Source organism: Gordonia sp. L191, assembly GCF_030077625.1.
Taxonomy (GTDB): Bacteria; Actinomycetota; Actinomycetes; order Mycobacteriales; family Mycobacteriaceae; genus Gordonia; species Gordonia polyisoprenivorans_A.
The window spans coordinates 2,731,363-2,748,485 of the sequence record NZ_CP125996.1; the positions used below are offsets into that span (position 1 = coordinate 2,731,363).

Annotated in this window: 17 protein-coding genes, 7 tRNA genes and 1 riboswitch; of the genes, 14 read left to right on the forward strand and 10 right to left on the reverse strand. The window is 66.4% G+C overall.

The genetic code is table 11. The features are described from left to right. Positions 1-5: 5 nt before the first annotated feature. The 5 genes from QNM97_RS12165 to QNM97_RS12185 form a co-directional block, all read right to left on the reverse strand. On the reverse strand, positions 6-1,121 hold the full coding sequence (locus QNM97_RS12165) for a linear amide C-N hydrolase (protein WP_283822930.1): 1,116 nt from the start codon (positions 1,119-1,121) through the stop codon (positions 6-8). Positions 1,122-1,213: 92 nt separating this feature from the next. Beyond that, the gene (locus tag QNM97_RS12170; protein WP_283822931.1) at positions 1,214-1,906 is read right to left on the reverse strand and encodes a YczE/YyaS/YitT family protein; all 693 of its coding nucleotides are present in this window, start codon (positions 1,904-1,906) and stop codon (positions 1,214-1,216) included. Positions 1,907-3,105: 1,199 nt separating this feature from the next. Continuing rightward, the gene (locus QNM97_RS12175) at positions 3,106-3,243 is read right to left on the reverse strand and encodes a hypothetical protein (protein WP_283822932.1); all 138 of its coding nucleotides are present in this window, start codon (positions 3,241-3,243) and stop codon (positions 3,106-3,108) included. A 73-nt stretch (positions 3,244-3,316) separates the two neighbouring features. Next, the gene (locus tag QNM97_RS12180; RefSeq protein WP_283822933.1) at positions 3,317-3,985 is read right to left on the reverse strand and encodes a hypothetical protein; all 669 of its coding nucleotides are present in this window, start codon (positions 3,983-3,985) and stop codon (positions 3,317-3,319) included. A 74-nt stretch (positions 3,986-4,059) separates the two neighbouring features. Continuing rightward, a tRNA-Val gene (locus QNM97_RS12185) sits at positions 4,060-4,131 on the reverse strand. A 253-nt stretch (positions 4,132-4,384) separates the two neighbouring features. Here QNM97_RS12185 and QNM97_RS12190 point away from each other — a divergent pair. The 10 genes from QNM97_RS12190 (at position 4,385) to QNM97_RS12235 (ending at position 8,582) form a co-directional block, all read left to right on the forward strand. Further along, a tRNA-Gly gene (locus QNM97_RS12190) sits at positions 4,385-4,457 on the forward strand. A gap of 22 nt (positions 4,458-4,479) precedes the next feature. Next, positions 4,480-4,553: transfer RNA gene (locus QNM97_RS12195), tRNA-Cys, on the forward strand. Between the two features lie 18 nt (positions 4,554-4,571). Beyond that, positions 4,572-4,646 (forward strand) — tRNA-Val (locus QNM97_RS12200). 135 nt (positions 4,647-4,781) lie between these two features. Continuing rightward, positions 4,782-4,854, forward strand: a tRNA-Gly gene (locus QNM97_RS12205). A gap of 22 nt (positions 4,855-4,876) precedes the next feature. Next, a tRNA-Cys gene (locus QNM97_RS12210) sits at positions 4,877-4,950 on the forward strand. 18 nt (positions 4,951-4,968) lie between these two features. Next, a tRNA-Val gene (locus tag QNM97_RS12215) sits at positions 4,969-5,043 on the forward strand. A 114-nt stretch (positions 5,044-5,157) separates the two neighbouring features. Next, a riboswitch (TPP riboswitch) is annotated at positions 5,158-5,254 on the forward strand. Continuing rightward, complete coding sequence (locus QNM97_RS12220; RefSeq protein ID WP_283822934.1) at positions 5,243-6,016, forward strand: 3-oxoacyl-ACP reductase; 774 nt, start codon at positions 5,243-5,245, stop codon at positions 6,014-6,016. It overlaps the preceding riboswitch by 12 nt. Before the next feature lie 8 nt (positions 6,017-6,024). Continuing rightward, a complete protein-coding gene (locus tag QNM97_RS12225; protein ID WP_283822935.1) occupies positions 6,025-6,654 on the forward strand; it encodes a class I SAM-dependent methyltransferase in 630 nt (209 codons plus the stop codon). A gap of 261 nt (positions 6,655-6,915) precedes the next feature. Beyond that, positions 6,916-7,500 (forward strand): GNAT family N-acetyltransferase, encoded by a 585-nt coding sequence (locus QNM97_RS12230; RefSeq protein WP_283823179.1) that lies wholly within the window; start codon positions 6,916-6,918, stop codon positions 7,498-7,500. Between the two features lie 71 nt (positions 7,501-7,571). Next, the gene (locus QNM97_RS12235) at positions 7,572-8,582 is read left to right on the forward strand and encodes a phosphotransferase family protein (protein WP_283822936.1); all 1,011 of its coding nucleotides are present in this window, start codon (positions 7,572-7,574) and stop codon (positions 8,580-8,582) included. 18 nt (positions 8,583-8,600) lie between these two features. Here QNM97_RS12235 and QNM97_RS12240 read toward each other — a convergent pair whose 3' ends face one another. From QNM97_RS12240 to zapE, 3 genes are all read right to left on the reverse strand, one after another. Beyond that, positions 8,601-9,791, reverse strand: coding sequence for an acyl-CoA dehydrogenase family protein (locus QNM97_RS12240; RefSeq protein WP_283822937.1), 1,191 nt, complete (start codon positions 9,789-9,791; stop codon positions 8,601-8,603). Further along, a complete protein-coding gene (locus QNM97_RS12245) occupies positions 9,788-10,210 on the reverse strand; it encodes a DUF6285 domain-containing protein (RefSeq protein ID WP_283822938.1) in 423 nt (140 codons plus the stop codon). The genes QNM97_RS12240 and QNM97_RS12245 overlap by 4 nt, the downstream gene beginning before the upstream one ends. A gap of 144 nt (positions 10,211-10,354) precedes the next feature. Then, on the reverse strand, positions 10,355-11,368 hold the full coding sequence (zapE, locus tag QNM97_RS12250; protein WP_283822939.1) for a cell division protein ZapE: 1,014 nt from the start codon (positions 11,366-11,368) through the stop codon (positions 10,355-10,357). 36 nt (positions 11,369-11,404) lie between these two features. Between zapE and QNM97_RS12255 the strand changes: the two genes are divergently transcribed. The 4 genes from QNM97_RS12255 to msrB all read left to right on the forward strand — a co-directional run bounded on the left by QNM97_RS12255 (position 11,405) and on the right by msrB (position 15,700). After that, positions 11,405-12,169: a pyrimidine reductase family protein gene (locus QNM97_RS12255; RefSeq protein WP_283822940.1), complete on the forward strand. Its 765-nt coding sequence runs from the start codon at positions 11,405-11,407 to the stop codon at positions 12,167-12,169. A 22-nt stretch (positions 12,170-12,191) separates the two neighbouring features. Further along, positions 12,192-13,850, forward strand: a complete 1,659-nt coding sequence (locus QNM97_RS12260; protein WP_283822941.1) for an alpha/beta hydrolase — start codon at positions 12,192-12,194, stop codon at positions 13,848-13,850. Between the two features lie 74 nt (positions 13,851-13,924). After that, positions 13,925-15,196, forward strand: coding sequence for a glycosyltransferase family 87 protein (locus tag QNM97_RS12265; protein WP_283822942.1), 1,272 nt, complete (start codon positions 13,925-13,927; stop codon positions 15,194-15,196). Between the two features lie 54 nt (positions 15,197-15,250). Beyond that, on the forward strand, positions 15,251-15,700 hold the full coding sequence (gene msrB / locus QNM97_RS12270; RefSeq protein ID WP_208791038.1) for a peptide-methionine (R)-S-oxide reductase MsrB: 450 nt from the start codon (positions 15,251-15,253) through the stop codon (positions 15,698-15,700). On the opposite strand, the gene QNM97_RS12275 is transcribed toward msrB, so the two are convergent. After that, complete coding sequence (locus QNM97_RS12275; protein ID WP_208791037.1) at positions 15,697-16,335, reverse strand: FMN-binding negative transcriptional regulator; 639 nt, start codon at positions 16,333-16,335, stop codon at positions 15,697-15,699. The genes msrB and QNM97_RS12275 overlap by 4 nt on opposite strands. Positions 16,336-16,366: 31 nt before the next feature. Continuing rightward, complete coding sequence (gene hemQ, locus QNM97_RS12280; RefSeq protein ID WP_283822943.1) at positions 16,367-17,062, reverse strand: hydrogen peroxide-dependent heme synthase; 696 nt, start codon at positions 17,060-17,062, stop codon at positions 16,367-16,369. Between the last annotated feature and the right edge of the window lie 61 nt (positions 17,063-17,123).

The following is a 17,123-nucleotide window of genomic DNA, read 5'->3' on the forward strand; positions in this document are numbered from 1 at the left end:
GCCTGCTATTCGGCCCCAATGAACTCCTCGAGCGTGGCTTGTACCCGCGCCTGGATAGTCGCAACCTGGCTTTCGGCAGAGAGTGCACCTACGCGCGCCTTCCTCGCCTTGGCCACCTCCTCGGCGATGATCTTCGCCTGCTCGGCGGAAACGATGTGGAACTTGCGGCGGGTGAAGTGTTCGTGCACCTCTCCGGCGATCCCGCCCTCGAGAGCGAGCTTGCCGAGCAGATCCAGTCTCGCTTCCCCGGAGCCGTCACTGAAGTCGAGATCCTTCAGGTCCACCCACACGGTGTTGGGTCGAGTTGTGGATTCGAACACGTAGCGAAGGTTCGTCAAGTCGACCACCACTTGCCACAGGGTCTGCGAAGCGTCCGGCTTGCCGGGGTCCGGGATACGGGAAGGCTGGGCCGCGTTTCGAATGATGCTGAGCATCGCCCCGATCGCCAGTACCTGCGACGTCGGCTGCGGCTGGACGCCGACGTAATAGAGCGCCCGCGCGAAGCGATCCTGGGCACTACACGTGCCGGGCAAGGGGTCGTCGCCACCGAGGCCGTGGAACTTTTTCACCAGCTCCAATTGCTGGTCGTAGCTGGGGGAATTGGTCATTACCAGGTAATCGAGGCTGTGGTAGATATGCAGGGCGCCATCGATGTACTCGAAGATCGCCGAGTCGCCGGACGCATCGTCGAGAGCAAGGTGCACGGCGGGGGTGCTTCCGCCTGTGGGATCCACCACGGGCGCCACGCGGGGCCGGTTCTCCTGGGTCCACGCCACCGCCTCGCCGACGCTGGCGAAGTTGTCCAGGTAGAACTGCAGCCACACCGACATGGCCAGCTGTGGTCGCGACTCGTCGGGTGATCCGTACTCGGACTCCGCCAGCCAGAGAATGTGCCCTGCCAGTCCCTTCTCGTTGACTCCATCGGTCGAGAGGATGTCAAACACACCTGCGGTGAGGCTGCCGTATTTGGCGGTCCACTTCAACGCTCCGGTTAACCGGTCATCACGGCTGATGCCGCGGGGCAATTTCCACAGGTTGGTATGAAGGTTCTGATGAAAATCCATTGTGCGGCCGACGACGACCGATCCGTCGGCATCCGGCCACATCACACGAGTGCACATTTCCGCGTCGCTTTCCCGAGGCAGTCCCCGACGTTGACGAGTTCACCGTCACGCGCGGATTGGCGATCGAGCAGGCTGTCGGATATTCCTGATCAGAAGTGAGAGCGCCCCATCACGGTCCGTGATCGGCGCGCACTCGCCGCCACGAGATCCTTGCGCATCAATGGCTTGTTCACTTTCTCGGTGAAGGTCTCGATCAGTGGGCCTGTGAAGAACGCGGTGACCACAGTGCCCGCTCCGATCGTTCCGTGAAAGATGACCGCCAATACCACAAAGAGCAGGTCTTGAATCACGCGGACCACTCGATACGGCGTACCGGTGTGATCGACAATCATCGGTGCCACCGCATCGTAGGGCGAATTGCCCAGCGCCGACGTCATGTACAGCGACGCGCCAAAACTGAACAGAGTGATTCCGATGGCAAATGTCACCATCTTCTGCCACGCTGCCGGATTGTCGGAGAAGTAGGGATCGAGGAGCGTGGTGAACCACTGCACGAAGTAGCCGACGAGCACCATGTTGAGAATCGACCCGATCCCGATGTATTTGCGGCCCCACATCAGCATCGGGATGAACAGCACCGCGTTGCTTATCAATTGATAGGTGCCGAGATCCATCCCGATCGTGTTGGCGATCCCGATGTTGGCCGCCGTGTACGGGTCGACGCCCACCCCGCCGACACGCAGTGTCGCCGAACCCAGTCCGAGGACGGCGATACCGACCAATGACCAAAGGGTGCGCCGGATATAGAAGCCGTTCAGTAACGTGCGGTCCGCCGCGGCCATGCCAGACGATGTGGAATCGGTGTGACTGTCGCGTGATTCCGCTGGGCTGCCGGACCGATGGGGTGTGCCGTTGTCACTGTCGTCCGGACCGATCATCACCGCACCACCGCCTCATATGGTCCTCGACTCCGTCTCGCCCAAGAGTGCCACCGGAATGCACGGATAGCAGGCGATTTCTGCCAAGCCGACACCGCGCCGCCGATCGAGGTCGCCGAACCAGGCAAGTGACGCCGGCACTCCGCGAAGTCGGGCCGTCGCCGACTTCGTCGCAGCGTTCCCCTTCCGCCGCCAGTCACCGGCGCCCTTCGCCGCGGTAGTTCACGTTCAACGGGGGGATCCACGGGGCGTGCTGGCAAGCGGCGGCCCCGGCGACACCGACGCGATCAAGGCGGCGTAGGCCATCCACGACGGCGGGCAAACTCCACGGCCTTGCTGCGCCAATTGCCGTCGAGTGGGGGGTGGCGTGAGTGACGTCGAGTTCGCTGAGCAGGCCACCGCCCTGCTCGCCCGACTGGAGGACTCGACCGCCGTCCGCGCTGAATTGCGGGCGACCGGCGCAGGAGCGGCCGCAAGCGCGCACCCGTGCACGCCGTGGTGCTCTCTGACGACCGAACACCGGCACCCGAGTGTGGGATCGGCCCACCGCGCCGTTACATGCCGCGACACGCGCACACAGCACCGAAAGCGACAATGGCGGCGAGGAACAATACTCGATGAGATCCATTCGGCGACAGAGGAAACCACCGACACAGTCAAGAAGGCGACCATGACAACGACGATTCTCGACAAGGCCGAGCAACGCACGCGGCGGCGCAGAACACCTGCCCGTCATCTATACCGGCACGTTCGACCTCACTGCCGAGATCGACACCGTCCGCACGACGTTGGCGGACCTGGTCAGCTCGACGCCGAACCCTGCACAGTTCGCCCCATACGTCGATGACACCGGGCTCGTGCACGGTGGCGGGCTGGTCGGGTGCCGACGCTCCCGGAAATCAGGGAAGCTCTCGGGGAGCTCGGTAGCCGGGACCGGTGCTCTGCTGGCCAGCGGCGGGCCGCTCCCCCCGTGGCATCGAACAACACATCGAGAACACCTGGCCCGCCATCGTGTCGGTGGCGAAGTTGCTGCACCGACAGGGCGAAGTCCGACATGCCGAGGTGTGCGCTGCCCTCCAGATACCCGAGACCGGCAACGGGCATCATCTGTCGGTGATCCGGTCGGGCACGTGGCCCGCAAGAGTCACGTTGCCCGGCACCCCGACGCCGTAGTCTGTCGACGTGGGGATGTTCCCCACCGAAAGATCGGGAATGCGTTCGATCTCGGGTTGTCCACTCACGTCGCCCGCCGTCCCGGACGAACACCGCCGCCCTCCTTCGAGGCCATCGAACGGGGCGGCGGTGTTGTCTGTTCTAGGTGCCGAGGTCCGCCCAGTGTTCGGGATGCTTCACCACGTCAACGCGCACTTGATTGCCAACGTCGTTTAGCTCCAGGCAATCTCGCACCCGGTCCGGCAACCCGCGTTGCATGCAACGGCACGACCACCCAAGGGTGCGCACTGCCCGGATAATCAGCTGGAGTTTGTTGATTGCCTGGTAGATGTCGCTTGCCGTGATCCCGAGGTCGGTACTGCGTGGCACCTTGTCCACGGTCTTGATCCTGAGCGCGGATGCCGCCACTGGCTCACCCGTGTCTTCATCCACCCACCCGACCGACCATTCGGCGTGCAGTAGATCGTTGCGGAACGCGACCTGATCTGCGACGTCCCGGCGAAGTGCCTTCAGCATTCGTTGCTCATCGTCGTCGAGAGACGCGACGTGGATCGACAGCCCGAAGAATGCGTCGGCCATGGGCTTAGCCGTCATCGTCGCGAGCAAAATGTCGAGACGGGCGTCCCCAAGGACTATCCGCTCATCAACTGGAGCAAGCAGAGCGTGAATTGCGGTCCGCATGGTCGAGATCAGCTCTGAGAACACCGTGACGTACCCACCGATCGCCCGGTGAAGCTGCATCACGTCTGGGAGTTCGTTATATGGCGTCGGTCCCCGCTTGTGAAGCTCGACTTCGTGGTCGTCAGACATAGGCCACCCCTATGGAAACGAGGCGACTGGTGCACAGTTGGGGCACGTTGACCAGCAATAACGCCCTGACCTTGTGGTCCCGGCTGGGATCGAACCAGCGACCTTCCCGGTGTGAACGGGACGCTCTTCCACTGAGCCACGGGACCGTGTTTCCGGCGCTCGGGGCGCCGGTGCACGAGGCAGAAGATTACACGCCGGTGACCCGGTTGCCAAAATCGCTTCCACCGCGCGTCCCGTCCCCGATCCATCGAACCCGCACACGCACCCGCGTCCGGCCGACAACCCCACCGGCATGCACGCTCACCTCCCCGACCAGGCGATTTGGTATCTCCGTAACGTTCGGATAATGTTCTGTCCCGCATCGCGAGCACAAGGTCCACAAGATCGCTCGCGAAGCGTGCGGATGTAGCGCAGCTGGTAGCGCATCACCTTGCCAAGGTGAGGGTCGCGGGTTCGAATCCCGTCATCCGCTCGGTGCGAGTCGACTCGCCTCTGGTGGTGTGGCCGAGTGGTGAGGCAACGGCCTGCAAAGCCGTGCACACGGGTTCGATTCCCGTCGCCACCTCCACCACCAATTTCATATCCCGCGCGATTAGCTCAGTGGGAGAGCGCTTCCCTGACACGGAAGAGGTCACAAGTTCAATCCTTGTATCGCGCACCACGAGAAGCCCGCCGGAGCCCCGGCGGGTTTTTTTCGTCGTCATGACTCTTTTCGCCTGCGCATTTGGCGTATCGGCGAACGATCGAATATGGTTGCGCAGCACGTCGCGAGTGGCCTGGTCCACTCGACGAGCATGCGGATGTAGCGCAGCTGGTAGCGCATCACCTTGCCAAGGTGAGGGTCGCGGGTTCGAATCCCGTCATCCGCTCGGCGCGGGGCAACTCGCATAGGGTGGCGTGGCCGAGTGGTGAGGCAACGGCCTGCAAAGCCGTGCACACGGGTTCGATTCCCGTCGCCACCTCCACCACCAATTTCATATCCCGCGCGATTAGCTCAGTGGGAGAGCGCTTCCCTGACACGGAAGAGGTCACAAGTTCAATCCTTGTATCGCGCACCATCACCAGAACGACACGACGGCCGCTGCACCCCAGCGGCCGTTTCTTTTCACGCCTGGCCGCAAGCCGTGCACGGCCCCGGTCCTTGCCTCGCGGGCGCGCATACGATCTGATGACTCTCGAACACGGGGTGCCGGCAATCGGTCGGTTGAGATCAGACCCGTCGAACCTGCTCCAGCTCGCACTGGCGAAGGGATGGTCATGTCTGGCGCACTTCCGATCTCCGAGCACGTGGTCGTGGTGACCGGCGGCGGTCGCGGCCTCGGTGCCGAGATCGTCCGCGCTGTCGCCGGGCAGGGCGCGCGGGTCGTCATCAACTACCGCAAGAGCGCCGACGCCGCGCATGCGCTGGCCGACGAGATCGGCGATCGGGCGGTGGCAATCGCCGCCGACGTCACCGACAGAGCTGCCGTCGACTCCATGATCGAGTCCGCCACACACCATTTCGATCATCCGATCACGGCGGTGGTCGCCAATGCGCTTCCCGACTACTCGTTCAACGGCGACGCGCGATCCCACGCCGACGACCTCACCTGGGCCGAACTCGACGCGCAGTTCCGCGGCATCGTCGGCGGCGCACTGACCACCGTGCAGGCCGCTCTGCCCGGGCTGCGCGCATGCGGTGCGGGTCGTGTCGTGACCGTCGGAACGAATTTGGTGCAGAACCCGGTGGTCCCCTACCACGACTACACCGCCGCCAAGGCGGCACTGCTGGCCCTGACGCGCACGCTCTCACACGATCTCGGCCCCGACGGTATCTCGGTCAACATGGTCTCCGGCGGCCTGCTGCGCACCACCGACGCCAGCTCCGCGACGCCCGCGGAGGTCTTCGACGCCATCGCCGCTTCCACGCCGCTGCGGTCGGTGACCACACCCCGCGAGTTCGCCGACGCGGTGCTCTTCTTCCTCTCGCCATGGTCGCGTGCGGTGACCGGGCAGAACCTGGTCGTCGACGGCGGGCTCGTCAAGAACTGAACCCCACAGTGACCGACCAACCCGGCTACGACGTGCTGGCGTCGCTCTACGCCACGACGTTTCCCACGGCCTTCACCACTGCGCTCGAACGGCGCGTCGTCGAGTCCTTCATCGATACCGTGCGCAGCCGCGTCGAATACCCACGGGTCGTCGATGTCGGATGCGGAATCGGCCATGTGACAGCGCATCTCGCGGCCTCGGGTTGTCTGGTCAGCGCCGTCGACCCCAGTCCGGCTATGCTGCGGATCGCACGCGACACCCACCCGCACATCGACTTCCGGCACGGTGACGCACTCCTCGCCGACGTCGACCTGTCGGGGGTCGACGCACTGGTCGCGCGATTCAGCCTGATCCATCTCTCCCCCGACGAGGTCGGTGAGATCCTCGACTCCTGGCGTCGTCGGCTCCCACCGGACGCACTCGTCCTGGTCGCGGCGCAAAGCTCCGATGACCAAGGGACACACGAGTTCGACCACGCGGTGGCACTCGCCTGGCGCTGGCACCCCGACACGCTGGCCGGCGCGCTCGTCGACGCCGGCTTCGTCGAGCTGTGGCGCACCGTCTCCCGCCCCGGACCCGGACATCGGTTTCCGGAGGTGCACCTCGTGGTGGCAGTCCCACCCGACGGAAGCCCCTAGTCGCAGCTCGTACCGCGGTCTAGGGTTGTATGCATGATGAGCAATATGACTGCCCCCGCCTGCGACAATCCCGATTGCACCTGCGGCCCGGACTGCAAGTGCGGCGAGAACTGCACCTGCGGAAAGAAGTAGCCTGAGCAAGTCGACCCCTTGCGCGGAGAAGCCGCGCAAGGGGTTGCGTGGTGCCCGGACCCGATGGCGTTCGGTACATCTCACGCACCCGAGAGGAGAAGTCGGCCGGTGTCTGCCCAACCAGAACCCGTGACGGTGACCGTGCAACTGGTCACCGATCGCCGATTCGCCGACGAGGTGGCCGCGCTCGCCGCCGCTACCTTTCCACTGGCCTGTCCCCCACACTCGGCCCCGGTGAACATCGCCGCATTCATCCGCGACAACCTCGCCCCCGCCGACTTCGCCCGGTACATCGACGCGCCCGAGTCCGACGTGCTGCTGGCGCGAACCGACGACGACATCCCGGTCGGCTATGCCCTCGTGCATCACCGCGAACCCACCGACGCCGACGTCGCCGCCGTCATCACCGATCGACCGTCCTCGGAGGTCTCCAAGATCTACGTGCTGCCCGATCATCATGCGCGCGGTCGCACGCAGTCGCCGTCGAGGTTGTTGATGGAGACAGCAATCGAACGTGCCCGGGCTCGCGGCGCGGCGTCGATCTGGCTGGGCGTCAATCAGGAAAACGCTCGGGCGCAACGGTTTTACGCCAAGATGGGATTCACCCGTGCCGGGGTGAAGACCTTCGACCTCAATGGCAGCGTCGAACACGATTACGTGCTGAGCCGACCCGTACTGAGCCGACCCGTGCTGAGCCGACCGCTGGACGCCTGAGCCGGACCGGTCTGACGCGCTGATCGCCCGATTCGGGTCGCCGGGGTCGCGCCGGACTCTAGACTCGACCAATGTCCTCCTCTGCCGCAACAACTCCCGACCCCGACCCGGGACACGCCGATGACCGGGTCGCCGCGGGGCTGGCCGACGTTCTCCGGGAGACCACCGGTGCGGGATCGATCGAGATCGATGATCTCGTGCGTATTCCGGCAGGGGCGTCCCGGCAGACGTGGTCATTCGTCGCGACGATCGACGGCGAACCCCGACGGCTGGTCCTGCGCCTCGATCCACCGGGGGGACGCGACGCGTCGTCGCTGCTGCGCGAGGCCGCACTCATGCGCGCCGCGGGTGCCGTCGGGGTGCCCTCGCCCACGGTGATCGCCGAGGGCGTCGACCACGCCGACATCGGCGGTGATTTCGTCGTGATGAATCACATCGACGGCGCAACCATTCCGCGAAAGATTTTGCGCGACCCCGAATTCGCCGGCGCACGCGCCGCGCTCACCGGTCAGCTCGGGGCGGCGTTGGCGGCGGTGCACTCGATCGACGTCGATGCGGTTCCCGGGCTGCCCGAAGACGATCCGCTGGCCTCCTGGCGTCCCGAACTCGACGCCGCCGACCGGGTCTTTCCGACATTCGAGTTCGCACTGTCCTGGCTCGAACGCCACCGACCCCCGACCGCCGGACGCACCGTCACCCATGGCGACTTCCGTATCGGCAACGTGATCGTCGACCACAATGGGCTTGCCGCGGTTCTGGATTGGGAGCTCGCCCACATCGGCGACCCGCTCGAGGATGTCGGCTGGATGTGCGTGAAGGCCTGGCGATTCGGCGGCGCGGCAATGGTCGGCGGGCTCGGTGGCCTCGACGAGTTCATCGGCGCCTACGAGGCCGCCGGCGGAGCCCGCGTCGACCGGGACGCGCTGTTCTGGTGGCAGGTCTACGGCACGCTGCGCTGGGGCATCATCTGCCTGCACCAGACCCAACGGCACCGCACGGGGACCAGCCGGTCGGTGGAACTGGCCGCCATCGGCCGCCGGGTGTCGGAGAACGAGTGGGAGCTGTTGTCGCTCATCGGATGAGGCGAAAGACAAGCCTCCTCAGCGCAGTCCGAACTCCCAGTTCCCGCCGTTGCGGTACTCGGTGAGGATGCGCCGCCCCACCGTGGAGATGTGCACCTCGTCGGCGCCGTCGTAGATCCGCGCGAAGCGGGCGTTGCGATACATCTTGCCCAGCGGGGTGTCGTCGGTGACGCCCGCCGCCCCGTACACCTGTACGGCACGGTCGATCACGTTGTGCAGCATGTGCGCACCGAAGACCTTGACCGCCCCGATGTCCACGCGTGCCTGCTCCCCGCGGTCGATCTGCTCGGCCGCCTTGAGGGTCAGCAAACGGCTTGCCTGGATCTCGGTGTAGGAGTCGAACACGTGCTTCTGCATCAGTTGTTTGTCGGCGAGCGGTTCGCCGAAGGCGCTGCGTCCGATCAGCCTGCGGCACATGAGGTCGAAGGCCCGTTGTGCCTGACCGAGCCAGCGCATCGCGTGGAAGATGCGACCGGGCCCGAGCCTCTCCTGCGCGATGACGAAACCATTGCCGCGCTCGCCGAGCAGATTCTCCGCGGGCACCCGCACGTCGTCGTAGTCGACCTCGAAGTGATGCCCGGAGAACCCGAGAACCGGTGTGTCACGCACGATCCGGTACCGCGGATGATCGGTGGGCACGATGATCATGGAGAACGCCCGATGGCCGGGGGCGTCGGGCTCGGTACGGCACATCACGGTGGTGTAGGCGGCCTGGGCGGCGCCAGTGGTGAACCATTTGCGGCCGTTGATGACCCACTCGTCGCCGTCAAGGACCGCGGTGGTGCGCAGTCCGGTCGGGTCGGATCCGGCGACGTCGGGTTCGGTCATCCCGAAGCTCGGCGAGATCTCGCCCCGCACAAGCGGTTCGAGGTGGGCGTCACGCCACCGGGCGGACGCGTGGCGGTTGAGCATGATCGAGTCCTGCAGGGTCCAGGTCCCCAACGCCAATTGCCCGTACTCACTACGGCCCTGGACCTCGTTGACGTAAACGTAGTCGAGGAACGGCAGACCACCACCACCGATCTCGGTGGGATGCCCCAGTGCCCAGAGGTTTCGGCGTTTGGCCTCGGCGCGCAACTCGGCCATGATCGCGTCCGCGTCGGCGCCGCCCACGTCGAGTTCGGGCTCGCGCGGCTCGACGAGTTCGACCATGAACTCGTACACCTCATCGCGCAGTGGGCGTACGTGTTCGGGCACTTCGAAGGTCATGCATCTCCGATCAACGAGGGATTGTCCACGCGCAGTTTGGCTTCCACCGCAGCGCGCAGAACGGCGGGAATCCGCGGGTCCTCCGGTACGAATCGTCCTTCGCGTAGCCCCGCGACGAGTTCGGTGGCATCGGCGCATCCGAGGGTGGCGAGGTCGGCGCGGAAGCGTTGCGCCGGCTCGGCACCGGCCGCGAGTTGACGTTCGACGATGGCCAGCACGTTGCCGGCGACACGTGCGTGGAATCGGGTACTGCCCGATGTCTCTGCCATCACCTGTCCGTGCAGGAACTCCCGCACCGACTCGAGAAGCTCGGCGATGGTGGGCAGATCGTAGAAGTCGTCGGCGGACGCCGCGTCCGACGACGACTCACCGAAGGTGTCGACAGCGGCCTCGGCGTGCTCGAAATCCTTGTTCTGCAACGCCTTCGACCTCTTCCCCGTCGGTGGACCCAGGCCCTTGTCATGCTAGCCACGTCGGCGGGGTGTGGTCAACGACACACTGGAACAAAGATGAAGAAATGTTCCAATGCGGTTTCCGTCACGGCCTGTGTCGGACCCTTACTGTCACACCGCCGACTCGGCGAACCGCGACAGCGCCAACAGACGTGAGGTCGCGCGCAGGTACTTCTTGCGATAGCCACCGGCCAACATCTCGTCGGTGAAGATCTCGTCGAGCTTGGCGCCGGACACCGTCACCGGGATGTTCGCGTCGTAGAGGCGGTCGGCGAGCACCACGATGCGCAGCGCCACCGACTGGTCCTTGGCCGGATGCACGCCACTGATGCACACGAGCGAGACACCGTCGACGAGCTCCTTGTACTTCGACGGGTGCAGCTTGGCCAGGTGCGCGCACAGCTCGTCGAAGTCGTCCAGCGTCGCGCCCTCGGTCGAGTCGGCCAGCGCGGTGAGATCTTCGGTCGAGCGCGGCTCGGGTGCCGGCGGCAGGTCGCGGTGTCGGTAGTCGGGGCCGTCGACGCGGATGGTCTCGAAGATCGCAGAGAGCTTCTTGATCTCGCGCAGGAAGTCCTGCGCGGCGAATCTGCCCTCGCCGAGCTGGCCCGGCAACGTGTTCGACGTCGCGGCGATCGAGACGCCCTTGGCGGTGAGCTCGGTGAGCAGGCGCGAGACGATCATCGTGTCCCCGGGGTCATCGAGCTCGAACTCGTCGATGCACAGCACGTTCTGCTCCGAGAGGCGCTCGACGGCGTTCATGAAGCCCAGGGCGCCCACCAGGTGTGTGAGTTCGACGAACGTGGCGAACGATTTCGGCGCGGGCATGGCGTGGTAGATCGATGCCAGCAGGTGGGTCTTGCCGACGCCGAAACCGCCGTCGAGGTAGAGGCCCACCCCCTGCGAGGTCTGCTTGCGGGAGAACAACCCCTTCTTGCCGCTGCGCGACTTCTTGGCCCGCTCGACGAAGTCACGGGCCTTGGCGACCGCCTCGGCCTGTGACGGTTCGTTGGGGTCGGGGATGTAGGAGTCGAAGCTCACCGCGTCGAAGGTGGACGGCGGGACCATCTCCTCGATCAGCTGCTCGGGAGAGACCACCGGGTTCCGGTCAGACAGACGTGCCACCATGGAGGGCAGCCTAGTCACTGCCGACCATGAGGAATGATGCTCTACCAGCATAAAGCGACCCAGGTCACATCCGGAGCGCCCGACGAGGACCAGAATCTGCGCGAACTCGCGCGCTTCTACCCGTACCCCGACACGCTCGATCGCCCGTTCGTGCGCGCCAACATGGTCGCCTCCGTCGACGGCGCCTCCTCGGTACAGGGCCGTTCGGGCGGGCTCGGCGGCCCCGGCGACCGGGCGATCTTCCGCCTCCTGCGCGGGCTCGCCGACATCGTGGTGGTCGGCGCCCGCACCGCGCTGACCGAGGGATATCGGCAACCCACTCCCGACGAGGCGTTCGGGCCGATGCGCGCCGACCAGGGCCAATCGCCGGCCCCGATGCTGGCTGTGGTCAGCAATTCACTGTCGATCGACCCCGACTATCCGCCGTTGGCCGATCCCGCGACCGTGGTCCTGACCTGTTCCGACGCGCCGGCGCAGCGTCGTCGCACATTGACCGATCGTGGGGCGACGGTGGTCGACTGCGGCAGCGAGGCCGTTCATATCGGTCGGGCACTCGATCACCTCGCCGCGCTCGGGCTGCCCCGCGTGCTCTGTGAGGGCGGACCCAGCCTCCTCGGAGCGGTCGTCGCCGAGGATCTGCTCGACGAACTGTGCCTCACGACGAGCCCGACGATCGTCGCCGGCGACACCGCGCGGATTGTCACCGGTCCCGCCCTGCCCGAGCTCGCGCAGATGCGCCCGGGCCATCTCCTCTCCGACGACGACGGGTACGTCTACACCCGCTGGACCCGGGCGAGCTGACCGATTGGCTACGCTCGCCGTCATGGCCCTGGCAAGACGCGGCCCGGTGTTCCGGGGACGGTCGCACACCGCACCGGCACGAATCACACCGACGCACACCGGCAGGCCGTGGCGACGGTCCGGCGTGTCCGTCGCGGCTCTCGTGGCCGCGGTGACGATCGGCATCTCCGCGTGCGCCATCGGCCCCGATCCCGGTCCGGCCCTGGTCCCCGGCGGTGGCGGCAACGGTGGTCAGTCCGCGCCCGCATCCTCGAGTACCCCGGCGAAGGCACCGGAGCTGCGCGCCCCGGCCAACGACCTGCCGTGGCAGGATTGTGCGGCCAAGGTCTCCGGCGATTACGGCATCCCCGCACCGAACGGGCTGACCGTCCAGTGCGCCACGCTGGCCTCCCCGGTCGACCCGGACCGGTCGCAGACGACGCTCTCCCTCGCCCTGACCCGCATCACCTCGCCCAAGACGCCCGCGGACGCCGCACCCCTGGTCCTCACCTCCGGGACCGACATGCCGTCCTCGCGCGCACTGTTGCTGCTGGCCTCCGGTGCCGGCCGCAGCCTGCTCGACACACATCCGGTGGTGGCCGTGGATCGGCGCGGAATCCCGCAGAGCACTCCGTTGGACTGTCTGACCCGCGCCGATCGCGCCACCTACGCCGACAACGGCCTGACCCGCGGAGCGTCCGAGGATCGCCGCATCGGCGACCTGGCGTCGGCGGCCTCCGACGCCGCCGACGCGTGCACCGAGACCCTCGCCCCCGACCAGCTGGCCTTCGGCATCGGCGCCGCCGCCTCCGACCTGGAGACCCTGCGCAAGCGATGGAACGTTCCCCAGCTCGGTCTGATCGGCGTCGGTGAGGGCTCCGACGTCGTGATCGGCTACACCGCGCTCTACGGCGGCCGGTCGGGGCGCATCATCCTCGACACCCCCACCCCGTTCGGCGCCAACGCCCGCGACACCGCCGCCGCGGCGGCCACCGGGGTCCAAGCCGCACTCACCACCTTCACCCAACGCTGCGCCGCGCTGGGCAACGCATGCGCCCTGGGCTCGGGCGGCGCCGCCACCATCGCCGACGTCCTGACCAAGGGACGCAGCGGTGACCTCGGGGCACTCTCGGACACCCAGGCGCTCGCCGGGATCACCACCGGGCTCGCACTGGCCGCCAATTCACCCGACGGCATCGGTGGCGTCGCCTCGGCAATCGCCGCCGCCGATCGCGGCGACACCGGCGCACTGTCGGGCCTCGCCGATCAGGCACAATCCCTGCGCCTGACCGACGGCCAGATCGTCGGCGACTGCAACGACGTGTCCGGGCCGGTCAGCCAGAACGAGATCGGCGGCCTGATCACCACCTGGTCCAAGGACAATCCGCTCACCGGCACCGACGCCGCGCTGTCGCTCATGCGCTGCAACGGCTGGGCCGCGGGCGAGGCGGTGGCTCCACCGACCGGTTTCCCGGTCGCACCACTGGTCCTGGACAACCCGGGCGACCCGATCAACGGCGGCACCGGCGCCGACGCCCTCGGCGCACTGTTCACCCGCGCGTCCACCTCACCGGTGACGGTCAGTTGGAACGGTCTGGGCTATTCCGCACTCGCCCGCAGCAGCTGCGTCGCCGATGCCGTCGCCGAGTACGTCGCCTCGGCACCGCTGGGCGGCCCGTCCGAACGAGGCTGCCCGAGCTGACCCCGCCGCCGCCCCGCACCGACACCACCACCGGCCGGTCGAGACCGGCACCACGCGCGTAGTACGGTTCGCGGGTGGCCTTTCTCGACAGGTATCTCTACCCGCAGATGCCGGCTCAGCGCATCATCCCGATGGTGCTGTGGCCGATCACCCTGATGATGATCTTCCAGCGGTCGGTGATCCTCGGGGTCAACGGTGACCGCACCGACGACTTCAAGCCGGTCTACAACGCCGCCCTGGCGTTCCTGAACCGCCGGGCGGTCTACGGCGAGAACCTCAACACGGTCGATCCGCACTATCTGTATCCGCCGTCGGGAACCCTGCTGATGTCCCCGCTGGCGGTCATCGACCCGGAACGCTCGCGGTGGCTGTTCATCGCGGTCAGCGTCGTCGTGCTGATCCTGTGCGCCTACCTCATCACCCGACTGTTCGGCTTCGGCGCCACAACCTGGGTGATGCCGACCGTGCTGTTCTTCTTCTTCAGCACCGAAACCGTCGCGCACACACTGATCTTCACCAACTTCAACGCCTTCGTGCTGCTGGGCCTGCTCGGCTTCCTGATGTTGATGCTGCACCGACAGGACTGGTGGGCCGGCGTGCCCATCGGGCTGACACTGGCGGTCAAACCGGTGCTCGCTCCCCTGCTGTTGCTGCCGCTACTGGTGGGTCGATGGCGAATCCTGGTGACTGCCATCGGGATTCCGGTGGTGCTGAATCTGGTGGCGTGGCCGGTGTCGGCGGATCCGATGTCGTTCATCACGCGCACGGTGCCGTACCTCGGCGAGACCCGCGACTACTACAACAGTTCGATCGGCGGAAACGGCGCGTACTTCGGTGTCGCCGACTGGCTGGTGCTGCTCCTGCGGATCGCGTTCACGCTGATGGCGGTGTTCGCACTGTGGTTCCTTTACCGCTACTACCGCCGCACCAATGAGCTGCTCTGGCTCGCCACGTCGTCCGGGGTGTTGCTGTGCACCACCTTCCTGGTGAGCTCACTGGGCCAGGGCTACTACTCGATGCTGCTGTTCCCGCTGTTGATGACCGTGTTCATCCCGGGCTCACCGATGCGCAACTGGCCGGCCTGGCTCGGTGTCTACGGCTGCTTCACCTTCGACGCGTTCTATTCGGTGCGCTGGGATGCCCTTGGCAGACAGCTCGAATACAACAAGGTCACCTGGGGGTGGTCGCTGCTGATGATCGCGGTGTTCTGCTCGCTGCTGTTCCGATATCTGGACATGCGTCGCGACGGCGTGGCCGGTGGCTGGCGGGACTTCTCCGCGCCGGAATCGCCCGCCGACGATCAGCGCGAACAGGTCGGTGCGCCGACCCCGTCGGCAGCCCGATAGATCATCCGGCCGACCGTGCTGGCGGGCGGTGGCCGCAGCTCGTACGGTGGAATCATGACCGACACCCCCGCCCGCAAGGACGTGCAGGACCCCGCCGAACTGGCCGATCTCACCGATGACCAGTGGCGCGAGCGCCTCACCCCCGCCGAGTACCGGGTTCTGCGCCAAGCAGGTACCGAGGCGCCGTTCACCGGCGAGTACACCGACACAAAAAGTGTCGGGGTCTACCGTTGCCGGGCCTGCGGACACGAATTGTTCCGCAGCGAGCAGAAATTCGAGTCGCACTGCGGCTGGCCGTCGTTCTTCTCGCCGCTGGCCGGCGACGCGATCATCGAGCGTTCCGACGACTCGCTGGGCATGCGCCGCACCGAGGTGCTGTGCGCCAATTGCGGCAGCCACCTCGGCCACGTGTTCGCCGGCGAGGGTTATGACACCCCCACCGACCTGCGGTACTGCATCAACTCCATCAGCCTGACACTCGAACCGGAGGACGGCGGGGCCTAACGGTCCCGCCGGTCGGCGGACCGGCGCGCGATTCGGCGAGCCATGGCCTGATCGGCCGCGATCGGTGAGCGTGACAGGTGCTCGATAACGCTGTCCCGATTGCGTTCGGGCTGGTTCTGCGACATCTTGGCCTTGCCCTCCCACCGAGTGATCGACAGCTCGACCCCGACGATGGCGGACAGCTGCTTGTCGACGAACTCCGCGGGTGCATCGGTGACCGCCCACGGTTGGTCCCGTGAGCCTTCGTGCAGATCGGTCAGCGCGCACACCTGCCGGTACAGCCAGTCGCGATCGGTGTGGAATCGGAGCTGCCCGTGCGCGTGCACGGTCTCGTAATTCCAGGTCGGCACCACCCGGCCGGTCTCGGCCTTGGTGGCATACAGCGACGGTGAGATGTAGCCGTCGGACAGCGCGAAGATCGCGACGGACTCGGTCTGTGTGGCGGCCTCGCGCCAATGCGGGTTGGCCTTGGCCATGTGCCCGAGCAGCCGGGCGTTGGGCCGGTCGTAGATCAGGGGCAGTGGCGTCACGACGAGACCGGAGGCACCCACCGACACGAGCTGGGCCAGTCCGGGGTCACCGAGAAGCTCGGCGATCTCCTCGTCGGAGAGGGCGAAACCGGTTGGGACGTACATGACCTCGGACTACCGCGTTGTCAGCGCGCGCTCAGGGCAGCGCGTCGACGAGGGCGCCCGGCTGGACGCGGGGTCCGGTGAAGAACGGCGTCTCCTCACGCACGTGCATGCGGGCCTCGGTGGCGCGCAGATCGCGCATCAGATCGACGATGCGGTGCAACTCCGGTGCCTCGAAGGCGAGTAGCCATTCGTAGTCGCCGAGCGCGAACGACGCGACGGTGTTGGCGCGGACGTCCTTGTAGCCACGGGCGGCCATGCCGTGGTCGGCGAGCATCTTGCGGCGTTCCTCGTCGGGCAGCAGGTACCACTCGTAGGACCGGACGAACGGGTAGACGCAGATGTAGTTGCCCGGTTCCTCCCCGGCCAGAAAGGCCGGGACGTGACTCTTGTTGAACTCGGCCGGACGGTGCAACGCGACGTTGCTCCACACCGGATCGCTTGCCCGGCCCAGCGGGGTCTCGCGTCGGAATCGGTTGTAGGCGGCCTGCAGATCCTCGAGTTTCTCCGCGTGCCACCAGATCATGTAGTCGGCGTCGGCACGCATCCCTGACACCTCGTACACACCGCGCACGACGACGTCGGAGTCCTCGAGGGACTTGAAGAAGTCCGTCACCTCGGACTTGACCGAGTCGCGCTCGTCGCCGAGCTCACCCGGGCGCACGGCGAACACCGAGAACATCAGATAGCGGATCGTCGAATTCAGTGCGGCATAGTCCAAGCGGCTCATGCACCCCATGGTGCCACCGCGGGCGGGGCCGTCGACACCCAGGTCGGAAGGCCCGCACGAC